The following is a 15,521-nucleotide window of genomic DNA, read 5'->3' on the forward strand; positions in this document are numbered from 1 at the left end:
CGACGCGAAGGAGCCCCGCGTGACCCTGCTGCCGCCCGACCTCGACCCCGAGCTGGTCGACCGCATCGTCAACACGAAGGGCGGCTCGCTCTCGGTCAAGATGGGCATCGAGTTCCTCGAGCTCTCGGCCGAGCGCTCGGTCGCCCGCATGCCGGTCGAGGGCAATCAGCAGGTCATCGGCCTGCTGCACGGCGGAGCGCATGTCGTGCTCGGCGAGTCGCTCGGCTCGATCTCGGCCGCCATCCACGCCGGTCCCGGCCGCTACGCGGTCGGCATCGAGATCAACGCCACCCACAGCCGCTCGGTGACCGAGGGCTGGGTCACCGGCACCTGCACGGCGCTGCAGCTCGGCCGCACGCTGTGCACGCACGAGATCGTCAACACCGACGAGCAGGGTCGCCGTCTCTCCACGATCCGCATCACGAATCTGCTGCGCGACCAGTGACCTCCCTCCGGCCGCTCACGCCGCGCGACGTCGACTGGGAGGGGCTGCCGAACGCCCGTGACCTCGGCGGCATCCCGCTCGAGGCGGGCACGACCACGGCGGCCGGACGGCTGTTCCGCTCTGGCCGCCCCGACGGGATGACGGCCGCGGGCTGGTCCGAGCTGGTCGCCGCCGGCGTGCGCCGGGTCGTCGATCTGCGCAACGAGCGCGAGCGCGAGCTCTCCGGTGCGATCCCCGACGCCGTCGAGGTGGTCTGGACGCCGATCGAGGACGACGAGGATCTCGAGTTCCTCGCCGAGTGGCGGGCGCACCTCGGCAGCCCGCGCTACTACGCGACGGCCGTGCGCCGCTGGCCTCTGCTGCTGGCCGCCGCCCTGCGCGCGATCGCCGGATCCCCCGCCGACGCCGGCGTGTTGGTGCACTGCTTGGCCGGGCGAGACCGCACCGGTCTCGTCGTCGCGCTGCTGCTGCAGGCGGCAGGAGCGCCGCTCGACGCGATCGTCGACGACTACGCGGCGGCGGCCCGCGGCATCCGCGCGCACTTCGCGACGTTGCCGTCGCCGCCCGAGCCGCCGCTCGACGACGCGGCGTTCGAGTCGGCGCTGCGCGAGAACGCGGCGACGCTGAGAGAGTTCCTCACCACGGTCGACGTGCCGGCGATCCTGACCGCGGCCGGAGCGGAGCCCGACCTGCTCGCGCGGGCCGCGGCGCGACTGCGCGCCTGAATCGCGAGCCGGCCCGCGGTCCCGGAAGCCCGGCCAGGAGCCCGCGCCCGAGACGCCGCGAGCCCCCGGCGTCTCGAGAGGACGGCGGGGCCTCGCGCGGCGCGGGTGCGTTACTTCTTCGCGCCCAGCTGGTCGATGATCGCCTGGGCGACGTCGTGCATGGTCAGTCGGCGGTCCATCGACGCCTTCTGGATCCAGCGGAACGCCTCCGGCTCGGAGAGACCCATCTTCTCGTTGAGCAGGCCCTTGGCGCGGTCGACGAGCTTGCGGGTCTCGAAGCGCTCGACGAGGTCGGCGACCTCCGACTCGAGCGTCACGATCTGCTGGTAGCGGCTCAGCGCGATCTCGATCGCGGGCAGCAGGTCGTTGGGGGTGAACGGCTTCACCACGTAGGCCAGGGCGCCGGCCTCGCTCGCGCGCTCGACCAGTTCCTTCTGGCTGAACGCCGTGAGCAGCACGACCGGGGCGATGTGGTTCTTGCTGAGCTTCTCGGCGGCCGAGATGCCGTCGAGCTGAGGCATCTTGACGTCCATCACGACGAGGTCGGGCTTGAGCTCGGTGGCCAGCGCGACCGCGGTCTCGCCGTCGCCGGCCTCGCCGACGACCTCGAAGCCGTTGTCGCGGAGGATCTCCACGATGTCGAGGCGGATGAGGGACTCGTCCTCGGCCACGACGACGCGGCGCGGACGGCTGATCTCGGTCTCGTCGGTCACGATCATGAGCCTACGGCATGTCCGTACACCCGCCGCGCGCGGGTGAACGGATGTGCGTGCATCCCGCTCGAGCACGGGTGCCGGATAAGGGACTCGAACCCTTAAGCCCTCACGGACAGAGCATTTTGAGTGCCCCGCGTCTGCCAATTCCGCCAATCCGGCGCACGCGTCGAGACGCGGCACTCGAACGATACCCGACCGGCGGCGCCGCGCCCGACTGGGGCCGAGAGGGCCAGGATGCGGCGAGCCGGCCCGCGTAGCCTGACCGGGTGAGCGACGACAACGAGCTGGGCGACTACCTGCGCGCGCGCCGCGGTCTGGTCGACCCGACCGAGGTCGGTCTGCCCGGCGGCGGCGTGCGGCGCACCCCGGGGCTGCGCCGCGAGGAGGTCGCGACGCTCGCCGGCATCAGCGCCGACTACTACCTGCGCCTCGAGCAGGGACGCGACCGCAACCCCTCCGGCCAGGTGCTCGAGGCCCTCGCACGCGTGCTGCTCCTCGACGGGGCCGCCACCGCGTACCTGCACGGTCTCGTCGCCGAGCGCGGCGCCCCGCGCGCCCGCACCCGTCGCGCGAGCGTGCCGGCCGGCATCCGCCAGCTGCTCGGCACGCTGAACCTTCCCGCCTTCGTCGAGGACCGCGCCTTCACCGTGCTCGCCGCGAACCGGCTCGCGACCGCGGTGTCGCCGGCGATCGTCGAGGGCGAGAACAGGCTGCGGTCGATGCTGCTCGACCCGCGCGAGTACGGGATGCACCGCGAGCGCGACCGCGCCGTGGCGGGCATGGTCGCGACGTTCCGCGCCTCGATCGGCCCGTGGGTCGACGACCCGTCGGTGCGGGAGCTCGTCGGCGAGCTGTCGCTCACCAGCGAGACCTTCCGCCGGCTGTGGGCGCGCCACGACGTGCGGGAGGTCGTCGGCAGCGCCTCGATCATCGACCATCCCGAGGTCGGAGAGTTCGCGTTCCGGCGCGAGAAGCTGACGATCGGCGACGCCGACGGGCAGCTGCTCGTGATCTACCACCCCGAGCCGGGATCGCCGAGCGCGCAGAAGCTGGCACTGCTGGGGAGCCTGCACGCGAGCGACGCGAGACCGCTCGACGCGGCCGACCCCGCCGCGGATGAGACGGGCGCCGCCGAGACGACCGACGGCACGACGAAGCGGCTCAGCCCCGAGAACTGAGCCGCTCGATGGCGCGGCGAAGGGCCGGCCGGGCTTTCGCACCCGCCGGGCGATCACACCCGGCCGGCGCCGCCGTCAGTGCTCGCCGTGATCCGCGTCGGTGAAGTGGCCGGGTTGCTCCTCTTCGGCGCCGGCGTGCTTCTCCTCGCCGGGGATGTCGGCATCCGTGAACTCACCGGGTCGCACGCCGCTGCGGTGGCGGCCGTCCTCACCGGGGATGTCGGCGTCCGTGTACTCGCCGAACGACGCATCCGGCACCACAGCCGGGTCGCTCGGGATGTCGGAATCCGGGTACTCCCCCTGCAGCTCCTCGTCGTTGATGCGCTCGGTCATCGGGATCCTCCCGTCGTCTCGTGCTGACGACGCCAGAGTACGACCGCCGCACCCCGCGCGACCGCGCCTTCCGACCCGACGCTCAGACTCCAGGCGCGTGACGCTCGGTGCGGACCCGCGGGTGGACGGAGACGCCGGAGGGCGGGATCCCTCGGGATCCCGCCCTCCGTGACGCGGAGCGAACCGCGGCGCCGACTCAGACGGTCGGAGCCACGCCGGCGTCCTGCTGCCAGACCGGCGCCTCGCCGTCGACCGCGGTGCCGATGACGTGCACGCGCAGGTCGTTCGTGCCGCCCGAGATCCCGGGAGGGGAACCCGAGATCACGACGACCTTGTCACCGCGCTCGGCCAGGCCGTTCGCGAGCAGGATCTCGTCGACCTGGTGGTACATCGCATCCGTGTGGCCGACGCGGTCGACCAGGAACGACTCGATGCCCCAGGTGAGCGACATGCGGCGGCGGATGGCCTCGTCGGGCGTGAACGCCTTCATCGGGATGCCGAAGCGCAGACGCGACATGCGCCGCGCCGAGTCGCCGCCCTCGGTGAAGACGCAGACGTACTTCGCCTCGACGAACTCGGCCACCTCGGCGGCGGCGAGGGTGATCGCACCGCCCTGCGTGCGCGGCTTCGTGCCGAGCGGCGGGATGCGGTCGAGACCGTGGTCCTCGGTCGACGCGACGATGCGCGCCATCGTCGCGACCGTGATGGCCGGGTACTCGCCCACGCTGGTCTCGCCCGAGAGCATGACCGCGTCGGCGCCGTCGAGCACCGCGTTGGCGACGTCGGAGGTCTCGGCGCGGGTCGGCACCGGGCTCGAGATCATCGACTCGAGCATCTGCGTGGCGACGATGACCGGCTTGGCCATGCGGCGCGACAGCTCCACAGCGCGCTTCTGCACGATCGGCACGGCCTCGAGCGGCAGCTCGACGCCCAGGTCGCCGCGGGCGACCATGATCGCGTCGAAGGCGTCGACGATCTCCTCGAGCGCATCCACCGCCTGCGGCTTCTCGACCTTGGCGATGACGGGCACGCGGCGCCCCTCCTCGGCCATGATCTCGTGCACGCGGGTGACATCGGCGGCGTTGCGCACGAACGACAGGGCGATGAGATCGGCACCGAGCTTGAGGCCCCAGCGCAGGTCGGCCTCGTCCTTCTCGCTCAGGGCGGGCACGTTGACCGCGACGCCGGGCAGGTTGATGCCCTTGTTGTTCGACACGGCGCCGGCCACGACGACCTCGGTGCGCACGCGCACACCGTCGGTGTCGAGCACGCGCACGCGCACCTTGCCGTCGTCGATGAGCAGGAAGTCGCCGGGCTTCACATCCTGCGGCAGGCCCTTGAAGGTGGTGCCGACGAGCTCCTTGGTGCCCTCGACGTCCTCGGTGGTGATCGTGAAGATGTCACCCTCGGCCAGCTGGTGCGGGCCGTCGGCGAACTTGCCCAGTCGGATCTTGGGACCCTGCAGGTCGACCAGCACGGCGACCGGCTTCTGCACGTCCTCGGCCGCGCGGCGCACGTTCGCGTAGACCTCCTCGTGCACGGCGTAGCTGCCGTGGCTGAGGTTCATGCGCGCGACGTCGACGCCGGCCTCGATGATGGCCCGGATGTTCTCGTAGCTCGAGGTCGCGGGCCCGAGGGTCGCGACGATCTTCGCTCGTCTCATCATTTCCTAACGGTGGTGGTGGTGGTAGATGGCGCAGGGAGCCCGGGGCGGGGAGCCTCAGACCGTGATAGCACGGTCAGAAGGCCGCACCGGGAACGGGAGCTGCGTCTCTCCCTCGAGGTAGCGGTCGACCGCGGATGCGGCGGCACGCCCCTCGGCGATCGCCCAGACGATGAGCGACTGGCCGCGACCGGCGTCGCCGGCGACGAAGACGCCCGCTTCGCTGGTCTGGTAGTCCTCGTCGCGCGCGACGTTGCCGCGCTCGTCGAAGGGCAGGCGGAGCTGACCGTCGAGGGCCTCCGACTCGGCGCCCGTGAAGCCCATGGCGACCAGCACGAGGTCGGCGGGGATCTCGTGCTCGGTGCCCGACTTCGGCACGCGGCGGCCGTCGATGTACTCGGTCTCGGCGACGCGCAGCGCGCGCACCTCGCCGGCCTCGTTGCCGAGGAACTCGACCGTCGAGGCGAGGTACTTGCGCTCGCCGCCCTCTTCGTGGGCGCTGGCGATCTCGAACAGCGTCGGCGTGGTCGGCCAGGGCTGGTGCTCGGGACGCTCGCTCGGCGGCTGGTAGCCGATCGCCAGGTTGGTGACGCTGAGCGCGCCCTGGCGGTGGGCGGTGCCGATGCAGTCGGCGCCGGTGTCGCCGCCGCCGATGACGACGACGTGCTTGCCCTCGGCGGTCAGCTGCTCGGCGATCGTGTCGCCGGCGACGACCTTGTTCTGCTGCACCAGGTAGTCCATGGCGTACTCGACGCCGAGCAGGTCACGGCCCGGGATGGGCAGATCGCGCGGCACCGTGGCGCCCGTCGCGACCACGACCGCGTCGTAGCGCGACTTCAGGTCGGCCCAGGAGATGTCCTTGCCGATCTCGACGCCGGCGCGGAAGCGGGTGCCCTCGGCCTGCATCTGGCTCAGGCGAGCCTCGATCTGCTTCTTCTCCATCTTGAAGTCGGGGATGCCGTAGCGCAGCAGGCCGCCGATGCGGTCGTCGCGCTCGTACACCGCGACCGTGTGGCCGGCGCGGGTGAGCTGCTGGGCGGCGGCGAGGCCCGCGGGTCCCGAGCCGACGACGGCGACCGTCTTGCCGGTCAGGCGCTCCGGCGGGTGCGGCTGCACCCATCCGTTCGAGAAAGCCTGGTCGATGATCGAGACCTCGACCTGCTTGATCGTCACGGCCGGCTGGTTGATGCCGAGCACGCAGCTCGACTCGCAGGGCGCCGGGCAGAGGCGACCGGTGAACTCGGGGAAGTTGTTCGTGGCGTGCAGACGCTCGATCGCCTGGCGGCCCTCGCCGCGCCACATGAGGTCGTTCCACTCGGGAATGAGGTTGCCGAGCGGGCAGCCGTGGTGGCAGAACGGCACGCCGCAGTCCATGCAGCGTCCGGCCTGGCGGCGGGTCTGCGTCAGGTCGCCCTGCTCGTAGACCTCCTTCCAGTCCATGAGCCGCAGCGCGACGGGACGGCGGGCGGGGGTCTCCCGCTCGCGGGTGGTCAGAAAGCCCTTGGGGTCAGCCATTGACGGCCTCCAGAAGTTCGATGCGGACGGGAGCGGGGGCGAGGATGCGCGTCATCCGCCCGTCACCTCCAGGATCCGCTTCCAGGTGGCGTCGCCGTCGGGGTCGATCCCGTTGTCGACGGCCTCCTGGCGGGTCTTGAGCACGGCCGCGTAGTCGCGCGGCAGCACCTTCACGAAGTCGGCCAGCGTCTGCTCGAGGTCATCGAGCATGCGCTGCGCGAGCGTGGAGCCGGTCTCGGCCACGTGCCGCTGCAGCAGATCGGTGAGGATCTCCGCGTCGGCGCTGTCGAGCGACAGCAGCTCGAGCTCACCCGAGACGAGCGAGTCGAGGTTGACGCGCTCGCGCTGCAGCTTGTGGATGTAGGCGGTTCCGCCCGACATGCCCGCGCCGAGGTTGCGCCCGGTGCCGCCGAGGATGACCGCGAGGCCGCCCGTCATGTACTCGAGCGCGTGGTCGCCCACGCCCTCGACGACCGCGGTGGCGCCCGAGTTACGCACCAGGAAGCGCTCGCCGACCCAGCCGCGCAGGAACATCGATCCCTGCGTCGCGCCGTAGCCGATCACGTTGCCGGCGATCACGTTGTGCTCGGCGTCGAAGCCGGCGCCCTGCGGCGGGCGCACGGAGATCTGACCGCCGCACAGGCCCTTGCCGACGTAGTCGTTGCTGTCGCCCTCGAGGCGCAGCGTGATGCCGGAGGGCAGGAAGGCGCCGAGCGACTGACCGGCGGAGCCGTGCAGCTTCACCGAGATCGTGTCGGCGGGCAGCCCGTGCTCGCCGTGACGCATCGTGACCTCGTGGCCGAGCATGGTGCCGACGGCGCGCTCGGTGTTGGCGATCGGCAGCTCGATCTCGACCGGCTGGGCGTGCTGCAGCGCGCTCTGCGCGCGGCGGATCAGCTCCTGGTCGAAGTGCTTCTCGAGCTCGTGGTCCTGCTCGCGACGGTTCGCGCGCGGCTCGTCGTCGTCGAAGTCGGGTCCGACGAGGATCGGGCTGAGGTCGAGGCCGTCGGCCTTCCAGTGGTCGATGGCGCGGTCGACGTCGAGCAGCTCGGCGTGGCCGATCGCCTCGTCGAGCGAGCGGAAGCCGAGAGCGGCGAGGTACTCGCGCACCTCCTGCGCCAGGAACTCGAAGAAGGTCTCGACGAACTCCGGCTTGCCCGTGTAGCGGGCGCGCAGCTCGGGGTTCTGCGTCGCGACGCCCACCGGGCAGGTGTCGAGGTGGCAGACGCGCATGAGGATGCAGCCCGACACGACGAGCGGAGCCGTCGCGAAGCCGTACTCCTCCGCGCCGAGCAGGGCGGCGACGATGACGTCGCGACCCGTCTTCATCTGGCCGTCGACCTGCACGACCACGCGGTCGCGCATCCCGTTCAGCATGAGGGTCTGCTGGGTCTCGGCGAGGCCGATCTCCCAGGGCGTTCCCGCGTGCTTGAGCGAGTTGAGCGGGCTCGCGCCGGTGCCGCCGTCGTGACCGGAGACGAGCACGACGTCGGCCAGGGCCTTCGTCACGCCCGCGGCGACCGCGCCGATGCCCGACTGCGAGACGAGCTTGACGTGCACGCGCGCCGAGGGGTTGGCGCGCTTGACGTCGAAGATCAGCTGCTTGAGGTCTTCGATCGAGTAGATGTCGTGGTGCGGCGGCGGCGAGATGAGGCCCACGCCGGGCGTGCCGCCGCGGGTGCGGGCGACCCAGGGGTACACCTTCTGCGGCGGCAGCTGTCCGCCCTCGCCGGGCTTCGCGCCCTGCGCCATCTTGAGCTGGATGTCGGTCGCGTGACTGAGGTACATGCTCGTGACGCCGAAGCGACCCGAGGCGACCTGCTTGATGCGGCTGCGGCGCTCGGGGTCGAGCAGGCGCTCGACGTCCTCACCGCCCTCGCCGGTGTTGGAGCGGCCGCCGAGACGGTTCATCGCGATCGCGAGCGTCTCGTGCGCCTCCTTGGAGATCGAGCCGTAGCTCATCGCGCCCGTGTTGAAGCGGGAGATGATCGACGAGATCGACTCGACCTCGTCGATCGGCAGCGCCGGGCGCACGCCCTCGCGCAGGCGGAACAGCCCGCGCAGGGTCTGCAGCTTCTCGGCCTGCTCATCCACCTGCTTCGTGTACTGCCGGTAGATGTCGTAGCGCTTGGTGCGCGTCGAGTGCTGCAGGCGGAACACGGTCTCAGGGTTGAACAGGTGCGGCGGGCCCTCGCGACGCCACTGGTACTCGCCGCCGGTCTCGAGGCGCTCGTGCGCGAGGATCGCGCCGTCCTCGGGGTAGGCGGCCGCGTGGCGGGCGCCGTTCTCGGTCGCGATGACGTCGAGGCCGACGCCGCCGAGCAGCGTCGTCGTGCCGGTGAAGTAGTCGTCGATGAGCTGCTGGCTGAGCCCCACGGCCTCGAAGGCCTGGGCGCCGGCGTAGCTCGAGACGACCGAGATGCCCATCTTCGACATGATCTTCAGCACGCCCTTGCCGAGCGCCTTGATCAGGTTCTTGACGGCCTTCTCGCTCGAGATGCCGGTGAGCATGCCGGAGCGCACGAGCTGCTCGGCGGTCTCCATCGCCAGGTACGGGTTGATCGCCGAGGCGCCGTAGCCGATGAGCAGCGCGATGTGGTGCACCTCGCGCACGTCGCCCGCCTCGACCACGAGGCCGACCTTCATGCGGGTCTCCTGACGGATGAGGTGGTGGTGCACCGCCGAGAGCATGAGCAGCGAAGGGATCGGCGCGAGCTCGCTGTTCGAGTCGCGGTCGCTGAGCACCAGGAAGTGCGCGCCGTTCGCGATGGCCTCGTCGGCCTCCTGGCACATCGCCTCGAGGCGCTTGCGCAGACCCTTCTCGCCCTTGCCCGCCTCGTAGAGGCCGCGGATCACGGCGGTCGGCTTGCGGCCCGACTTCGTCTCGAAGTGCTGCACCTTGGCGAGCTCGTCGTTGTCGATGACCGGGAAGTCGAGGATGATCTGGCGCGCGTGCTCGGGGCCCGCATCCAGCAGGTTGCGCTCCGGCCCGAGGCCGAGCGACATCGAGGTCACGACCTCCTCGCGGATCGAGTCGAGCGGCGGGTTCGTCACCTGCGCGAAGGCCTGGGTGAAGTAGTCGAACAGCAGGCGCGGGCGGTCGCTGAGCACCGCGATCGGGGTGTCCGATCCCATCGCGCCGAGGGGCTCCGCCCCGTTCTTCGCCATCGGCGAGATGAGGATGCGCACCTCCTCCTCGGTGTAGCCGAAGGTGCGCTGACGGCGGCTGACCGACGCCGGGGTGTGCAGGATGTGCTCGCGCTCAGGCAGGTCCTTGAGGTGGATGCGGCCCTCGTCGAGCCACTCGCCCCACGGCTCCTGCTCGGCGACGGACGCCTTGAGCTCGTCGTCCTCGACGATGCGGCCCGCGACCGTGTCGACGAGGAACATCTTGCCGGGACGCAGGCGCCCCTTGCGCACGATCTTCTCGGCCGGGAAGTCGAGCACGCCGATCTCGCTGGCGAGCACGACGAGGCCGTCGTCGGTCACGACGAAGCGGCCAGGGCGCAGACCGTTGCGGTCGAGGGTCGCGCCGACGAGCGAGCCGTCGGTGAACACCAGCGCGGCCGGGCCGTCCCAGGGCTCCATGAGCATGGAGTGGAACTCGTAGAAGTCCTTCTTGCGCTCGTCGATGTCGGGCTGGTTCTCCCAGGCCTCCGGCACCATCATCATGACCGCGTGCGGCAGGCTGCGGCCGCTCAGGGTCAGCAGCTCGACGACCTCGTCGAACGACGCCGAGTCGCTCGCGCCGGGCGTGACGATCGGCAGCACCGGGCTCAGGTCGCCGAGCAGCTCGCTCTCGAGCTGGCTCTGGCGCGCGCGCATCCAGTTGCGGTTGCCCTGCACCGTGTTGATCTCGCCGTTGTGGGCGATCATGCGGAACGGCTGAGCGAGCGGCCACGACGGGAACGTGTTCGTCGAGTACCGCGAGTGCACGAGGGCGAGCCGCGAGGTGAAGCGCTCGTCGCTGAGGTCGGGGTAGAACGGCTCGAGCTGCAGCGTCGTGACCATGCCCTTGTAGACCACGGTGCGGCTGGAGAGCGACGGCAGGTAGGCGCCGTGCTCGCGCTCGGCGCGCTTGCGCGCACGGAAGGTGAGGCGGTCGAGCTCGATCCCGGCGATCGCCCGGCCCTCGGCGCCCGCGCCGCTCGCGCGGACGAAGAGCTGCTCGAAGACCGGGGCGGCCTCGCGGGCCAGCTTGCCGAGCTCGTCGAGGTTCACCGGCACGTCGCGCCAGGTGATGAGGGTCAGGCCCTCCTCGTCGAGGATCCGCTCGATCGCCGCTTTCAGGGCGGCGCGCTCGTCGTCGTCGGTAGGCAGGAAGGCCATGCCGACGGCGTACTCGCCGGCGGCGGGCAGCTCGGCCTCGACGACGGCGCGGAAGAAGTCGTCAGGCACCTGCGTGATGATGCCGGCGCCGTCACCGGTGCCCGCGTCGGAGCCGATGGCCCCGCGGTGCTCGAGGTGACGCAGCGCGTCGAGCGCGCCGTCGATGATGTCGTGCCCTGCGGTGCCGCGGAGGGTCGCGACCATCGCGAGACCGCAGGCGTCCTTCTCGAAGTCCGGGCGGTAGAGGCCCTGAGCGGGCGGAGTGGTGCTGAACGCCCGATACGGGCTGGGCACGGCGGAAGAGCTGGAGACAGCCATGGGAACCGTCCTCATGATGAAACCGGGATGGGACGTCGCTGGCCCACAGGAACAGAGGGTGAGCCCGGAGTGCGGCTCGGAATGCCGGCTGGTGGAACCGGCCTCGGCGTGGTGGTGCCGAGAATCAGGAGGCGACCTTCGCTCCGCTTGTGGCGGCCTCGTCGGATTCCTCATCGACGACCGTCTCGTCGTCGTCGGAGTCGGAGTAGGTCTCGCCGGAGTCTACGGCACTCTGGGGCGTCCACTCGCGACCGGGCAGGTACGGGCTCGGCTCGGCGCCGGGGTGACGGCGGGTCTGCACGATCAGGATCACGATGCCGATCACGATCGCGGCGATCGCCGCCCAGACGTTGGCGCGGATGCCGAAGTAGTACTCGCTCGGGTCGACGCGGATCGACTCGAAGAAGCTGCGGCCGATGCCCTGCCAGATCAGGTAGACGGCGAGCACCTTGCCCCACTGGAGGTCGAGCTTCTTGCGCAGGGCGTAGATCACGATGATGCCGATGATGTTCCAGATGATCTCGTAGAGGAACGTCGGCTGGAACAGCGTGTCGTCGGGCAGCCCGATGGGCCAGGCCGCGTTGCTCGACTCGATCTTCAGACCCCACCAGGCGCCGTCGGGCGTCGGCAGGCCGAAGAGCTCGTGGTTGAACCAGTTGCCGAGGCGGCCGAGCGCCTGCGCGGCGAGCATCCCGGGGGCGATCGCGTCGACGATCGCGGTGAAGCGCAGGCCGGTGAAGCGGCTGCCGATGTAGGCGCCGAGGGCGCCGCCGAGCAGCGCGCCGTAGTAGGCGTTGCCGCCCTCCCAGACCGCCCAGATCGATCCCGGCTGCGTGATGTTCCAGGTGTTCTTGCCCGCGCCGAAGTAGTCGCCGGGGTGGGTGAACACGTGGTAGAACCGCGCCACGACGATGCCGAGCGCAACCGTCCAGATGGCGATGTCGAGGATGACCCACCGCTCCGCGCCGCGCTGGTTCAGGCGGTGGTTCGCCATGAGGATCGCGGCGATGATGCCGGCCAGGATGCAGAGCGCGTAGACGTGGATCTGGCCCCACGCGGCCGGCCAGGCCGGGAACCAGGAGTGGATCCACTGACCGACCTGGATGATCTGCCAGTCGGACGGCGGGCTCGGGATGCTGGCGGGCACGGCCACGGGTGGATCTCCTCAGCTGTCACGACGGCACGCGAGAGCGTGCACGACGATCGGTGGACTTGGTGAGTCTACTGCCGGCTCTAGCGGCGGCCCGACAGGGCGGCGGCCGTGCGGGCGAGCCCGGCGACTCCCCCGTCGGCGAGCGACGACACGAGGGCGGAGCCCACGATCGCGCCGTCGGCGTACTCGAGCACCTCGGAGACCTGCTCGGCCGTCGAGATGCCGATGCCGACGCAGGCGCGCTCGGCGCCGGCGTCGCGCAGGCGGGAGACGAGGTCGCGGGCGGCCGCATCCACGTCGGCGCGGGCGCCGGTGACGCCCATCGTCGAGACCGTGTAGACGAAGCCGCGGCTCGCGGCGACGATCTGCTTCAGTCGCGCCTCGCTCGACGACGGCGCGGCCAGGAAGATGCGGTCGAGACCGGTGCGCTCGCTCTCGGCGATCCAGTCGTCGGCCGAGTCGGGCGTGATGTCGGGCGTGATGAGCCCGGCCCCGCCGGCCGACTTCAGGTCGTCGGCGAAGCGCGTCGGACCGTACTGCAGCACCGGGTTCCAGTACGTCATGATCACGACGGGCACGTCGACGCGGGCGCGGATGCGCTCCACCGCCGTGAAGGCGTCGCTCAGCCGGAAGCCGTTCGAGAGCGCCTGCTGCGTCGCGGCCTGGATGGCGGGCCCGTCCATGACCGGATCGGAGTAGGGCAGACCGAGCTCGAGGATGTCGACGCCGTTCTCGGCGAGGGCGACCGCGGCATCCACGCTCGTGTCGAGATCGGGGAATCCGATCGGCAGGTAGCTGATGAGCGCGCCGCGCCCCTCGGCCTTGCGGGTGTCGATGACGCGCCCGACGTGGGACTCGGTCATTCCTGGGTCGCTCCCTCGTCGAACAGATCGAACCAGCGGCCCGCCGTCTGCACGTCCTTGTCGCCGCGGCCGGAGAGGTTCACGAGCAGCGTCGCCTCCGGTCCGAGCTCGCGGCCGAGGCGCAGCGCGCCGGCCAGCGCGTGAGCCGACTCGATCGCCGGGATGATGCCCTCGGTGCGGCTCAGCAGGCGCAGCGCCTCCATCGCCTCCACGTCGGTCGCGGGCAGGTACTCGGCCCGGCCGATGTCGGCGAGCCAGGAGTGCTCGGGACCGACGCCCGGGTAGTCGAGGCCCGCGGAGATCGAGTGCGACTCGAGCGTCTGGCCGTCGGCGTCCTGCAGCAGGTAGCTGCGGGCGCCGTGCAGCACGCCCGGGCGTCCGCGCTGGATGGCGGCGGCGTGGCGCTCGGTCTCGACGCCGTCGCCGGCGGCCTCGTAGCCGATCAGACGCACGTCGGCGTCGTCGAGGAACGCGTGGAAGATGCCGATCGCGTTCGAGCCGCCGCCGACGCAGGCGAGGACGGCCGTGGGCAGCGCCCCGGTCAGCTCGAGCACCTGCTCTCGGGCCTCCTCGCCGATGATCTTCTGGAAGTCGCGCACCATCGTCGGGAACGGATGCGGCCCGGCCGCCGTGCCGAAGATGTAGTTGGTCGTCTCGACGCTCGCGACCCACTCGCGGTACGCCTCGTTGATGGCGTCCTTGAGCGTGCGCGAACCGGCCGTGACCGACACGATCTCGGCGCCGAGCAGGCGCATGCGGGCCACGTTGAGCGCCTGGCGCTGCGTGTCGACCTCGCCCATGTAGATCGTGCACTCGAGCCCGAACAGGGCCGCGGCGGTCGCCGTGGCGACGCCGTGCTGGCCGGCTCCGGTCTCGGCGATCACGCGCGTCTTGCCGATGCGCTTGGTGAGCAGCGCCTGGCCGAGCACGTTGTTGATCTTGTGCGAGCCCGTGTGGTTGAGGTCTTCGCGCTTGAGCAGGATGCGCGCGCCGCCCGCGTGCTCGGCGAAGCGCGGCACCTCGGTCAGCAGCGAGGGCCTGCCGGTGTAGGTGCGGTGCAGCTCGGCGAGGTCGGCCTGGAACGCCGGGTCGACCTTGGCGGTCTCGTAGGCCTCGGTCAGCTCGTCGATCGCGGCGATGAGCGACTCGGGCATGAAGCGCCCGCCGAAGTCGCCGAAGAACGGTCCGTCGACCGTGCGGAGGTCGGTCATGCGCGCTCTCCCGCCGTGGTGCTCGCCTCGGCCGACTCCGCCTGGGCGGGGTCCGACTGCGCGTTGAGGAAGGACTCGAGGGTCTGGATGGGGTCGCCGCCCGTGACGAGCGCCTCGCCCACCAGCACGACATCCGCCCCCGCGTCGCGGTAGTGCGCGACATCGGCGGGCCGCAGCACCGCCGACTCGGCGACGCGCACGACGCCGGCCGGGATGCGGTCGGCGAGACGGCCGAACAGGTCGCGGTCGAGCTCGAAGGTGCTCAGATCGCGCGCGTTGACGCCGAGCACGCTGGGGCCGAGGTCGAGCGCGCGCTCGACCTCCTCGGCGCTGTGCGTCTCGACGAGGGCGGTCATGCCGAGCGAGTGGATGAGCTCGTGCAGCTCGGCGAGCAGCGGCTGCTCGAGCGCGGCGACGATGAGCAGCACGAGATCGGCGCCCGCGGCGCGGGCCTCGAACACCTGATACGGCTCGGCGATGAAGTCCTTGCGCAGCACGGGGATGCCGACGGCGGCGCGCACCGCCTCGAGGTCGTCGAGCGAACCGCGGAAGCGGCGCTGCTCGGTGAGCACGGAGATGGCGCTCGCTCCGCCGGTCTCATAGGAGACGGCCAGGGCGGCGGGATCGGTGATCTCGGCGAGGGCACCGCGCGAAGGGCTCGCGCGCTTCACCTCGGCGATGATCTTGACGCGCTCGGCCGGTTCGAGCGCCGCGACGGCGTCGAGGGCGGCGGGGCGGGCCAGAGCGGCCGCCTCCACCTCGGCGAGCGGACGGATGCTGCGGCGCTCCGCAGCATCCGCGAGGGCTCCGGAGACCAGGTCGCTGAGCACCTTTAGTCGTGAGCCTTCGGAACGTAGCGGGCTCCCCCGACGCCGTAGCCGGCCTTCTTGAGGATGCCGCCGACGATGAGGCCGACCACGAGGAGTCCGGCGCTCGCCCAGACGACCCACGCGACGTCCAGGAAGAAGGCGACGGTGCCGATCGCGAAGGCGATGAGCATGATCACTACGGCCGTCCATGCCGCGGGCGAATTGCCGTGGCCGGGGTCGTTCTCTTCCGACACAGGTGACTC

At 71.1% G+C, this 15,521-nt stretch carries 13 protein-coding genes and 1 tRNA gene; 3 read left to right on the forward strand and 11 right to left on the reverse strand.

Features of this window, described 5'->3' with window-relative positions; all coding sequences use genetic code 11:
• The first annotated feature begins 28 nt into the window (after nt 1-28).
• Nucleotides 29-445: a PaaI family thioesterase gene (locus tag FJ657_RS10955; RefSeq protein WP_246287164.1), complete on the forward strand. Its 417-nt coding sequence runs from the start codon at nt 29-31 to the stop codon at nt 443-445.
• The gene (locus tag FJ657_RS10960) at nt 442-1,170 is read left to right on the forward strand and encodes a tyrosine-protein phosphatase (protein ID WP_181408943.1); all 729 of its coding nucleotides are present in this window, start codon (nt 442-444) and stop codon (nt 1,168-1,170) included. Before FJ657_RS10955 ends, FJ657_RS10960 begins: the two co-directional genes overlap by 4 nt.
• Nucleotides 1,171-1,280: 110 nt before the next feature.
• On the opposite strand, the gene FJ657_RS10965 is transcribed toward FJ657_RS10960, so the two are convergent.
• Entirely contained in the window at nt 1,281-1,889 is a 609-nt protein-coding gene (locus tag FJ657_RS10965; RefSeq protein ID WP_141163656.1) for an ANTAR domain-containing response regulator, read from the reverse strand.
• A 72-nt stretch (nt 1,890-1,961) separates the two neighbouring features.
• Nucleotides 1,962-2,045, reverse strand: a tRNA-Leu gene (locus tag FJ657_RS10970).
• 107 nt (nt 2,046-2,152) lie between these two features.
• On the opposite strand from FJ657_RS10970, the gene FJ657_RS10975 reads away from it, so the two are divergent.
• A complete protein-coding gene (locus FJ657_RS10975; protein WP_141163657.1) occupies nt 2,153-3,064 on the forward strand; it encodes a helix-turn-helix transcriptional regulator in 912 nt (303 codons plus the stop codon).
• A 75-nt stretch (nt 3,065-3,139) separates the two neighbouring features.
• On the opposite strand, the gene FJ657_RS10980 is transcribed toward FJ657_RS10975, so the two are convergent.
• The 9 genes from FJ657_RS10980 to FJ657_RS11020 all read right to left on the reverse strand — a co-directional run bounded on the left by FJ657_RS10980 (nt 3,140) and on the right by FJ657_RS11020 (nt 15,512).
• On the reverse strand, nt 3,140-3,397 hold the full coding sequence (locus FJ657_RS10980; protein WP_141163658.1) for a hypothetical protein: 258 nt from the start codon (nt 3,395-3,397) through the stop codon (nt 3,140-3,142).
• Nucleotides 3,398-3,593: 196 nt separating this feature from the next.
• On the reverse strand, nt 3,594-5,060 hold the full coding sequence (pyk, locus tag FJ657_RS10985) for a pyruvate kinase (protein ID WP_141164001.1): 1,467 nt from the start codon (nt 5,058-5,060) through the stop codon (nt 3,594-3,596).
• A 57-nt stretch (nt 5,061-5,117) separates the two neighbouring features.
• Nucleotides 5,118-6,575, reverse strand: coding sequence for a glutamate synthase subunit beta (locus FJ657_RS10990; RefSeq protein ID WP_141163659.1), 1,458 nt, complete (start codon nt 6,573-6,575; stop codon nt 5,118-5,120).
• A 51-nt stretch (nt 6,576-6,626) separates the two neighbouring features.
• Nucleotides 6,627-11,222 (reverse strand): glutamate synthase large subunit, encoded by a 4,596-nt coding sequence (gene gltB, locus FJ657_RS10995; protein ID WP_141163660.1) that lies wholly within the window; start codon nt 11,220-11,222, stop codon nt 6,627-6,629.
• A 124-nt stretch (nt 11,223-11,346) separates the two neighbouring features.
• The gene (gene lgt, locus FJ657_RS11000; protein ID WP_439653939.1) at nt 11,347-12,375 is read right to left on the reverse strand and encodes a prolipoprotein diacylglyceryl transferase; all 1,029 of its coding nucleotides are present in this window, start codon (nt 12,373-12,375) and stop codon (nt 11,347-11,349) included.
• Nucleotides 12,376-12,455: 80 nt separating this feature from the next.
• Nucleotides 12,456-13,238, reverse strand: coding sequence for a tryptophan synthase subunit alpha (gene trpA / locus FJ657_RS11005; RefSeq protein ID WP_141163661.1), 783 nt, complete (start codon nt 13,236-13,238; stop codon nt 12,456-12,458).
• A complete protein-coding gene (gene trpB / locus FJ657_RS11010; RefSeq protein WP_141163662.1) occupies nt 13,235-14,449 on the reverse strand; it encodes a tryptophan synthase subunit beta in 1,215 nt (404 codons plus the stop codon). The genes trpA and trpB overlap by 4 nt, the downstream gene beginning before the upstream one ends.
• Entirely contained in the window at nt 14,446-15,279 is an 834-nt protein-coding gene (gene trpC, locus FJ657_RS11015) for an indole-3-glycerol phosphate synthase TrpC (protein ID WP_141163663.1), read from the reverse strand. Before trpC ends, trpB begins: the two co-directional genes overlap by 4 nt.
• 2 nt (nt 15,280-15,281) lie before the next feature.
• The gene (locus FJ657_RS11020; protein ID WP_141163664.1) at nt 15,282-15,512 is read right to left on the reverse strand and encodes a DUF6704 family protein; all 231 of its coding nucleotides are present in this window, start codon (nt 15,510-15,512) and stop codon (nt 15,282-15,284) included.
• Nucleotides 15,513-15,521 lie beyond the last annotated feature (9 nt).

It is taken from the genome of Schumannella soli, assembly GCF_006517435.1.
Classification (GTDB): domain Bacteria; phylum Actinomycetota; class Actinomycetes; order Actinomycetales; family Microbacteriaceae; genus Schumannella; species Schumannella soli.

Excerpts from the sequence above, each read along its gene's own strand:
- trpB (WP_141163662.1), bottom strand. The coding sequence starts at position 14,449 with ATGACCGACCTCCGCACGGTCGACGGACCGTTCTTCGGCGACTTCGGC.
- FJ657_RS10965 (WP_141163656.1), bottom strand. The coding sequence starts at position 1,889 with ATGATCGTGACCGACGAGACCGAGATCAGCCGTCCGCGCCGCGTCGTC.
- trpA (WP_141163661.1), bottom strand. The coding sequence starts at position 13,238 with ATGACCGAGTCCCACGTCGGGCGCGTCATCGACACCCGCAAGGCCGAG.
- FJ657_RS10980 (WP_141163658.1), bottom strand. The coding sequence starts at position 3,397 with ATGACCGAGCGCATCAACGACGAGGAGCTGCAGGGGGAGTACCCGGAT.
- pyk (WP_141164001.1), bottom strand. The coding sequence starts at position 5,060 with ATGAGACGAGCGAAGATCGTCGCGACCCTCGGGCCCGCGACCTCGAGC.
- FJ657_RS10990 (WP_141163659.1), bottom strand. The coding sequence starts at position 6,575 with ATGGCTGACCCCAAGGGCTTTCTGACCACCCGCGAGCGGGAGACCCCC.
- gltB (WP_141163660.1), bottom strand. The coding sequence starts at position 11,222 with ATGGCTGTCTCCAGCTCTTCCGCCGTGCCCAGCCCGTATCGGGCGTTC.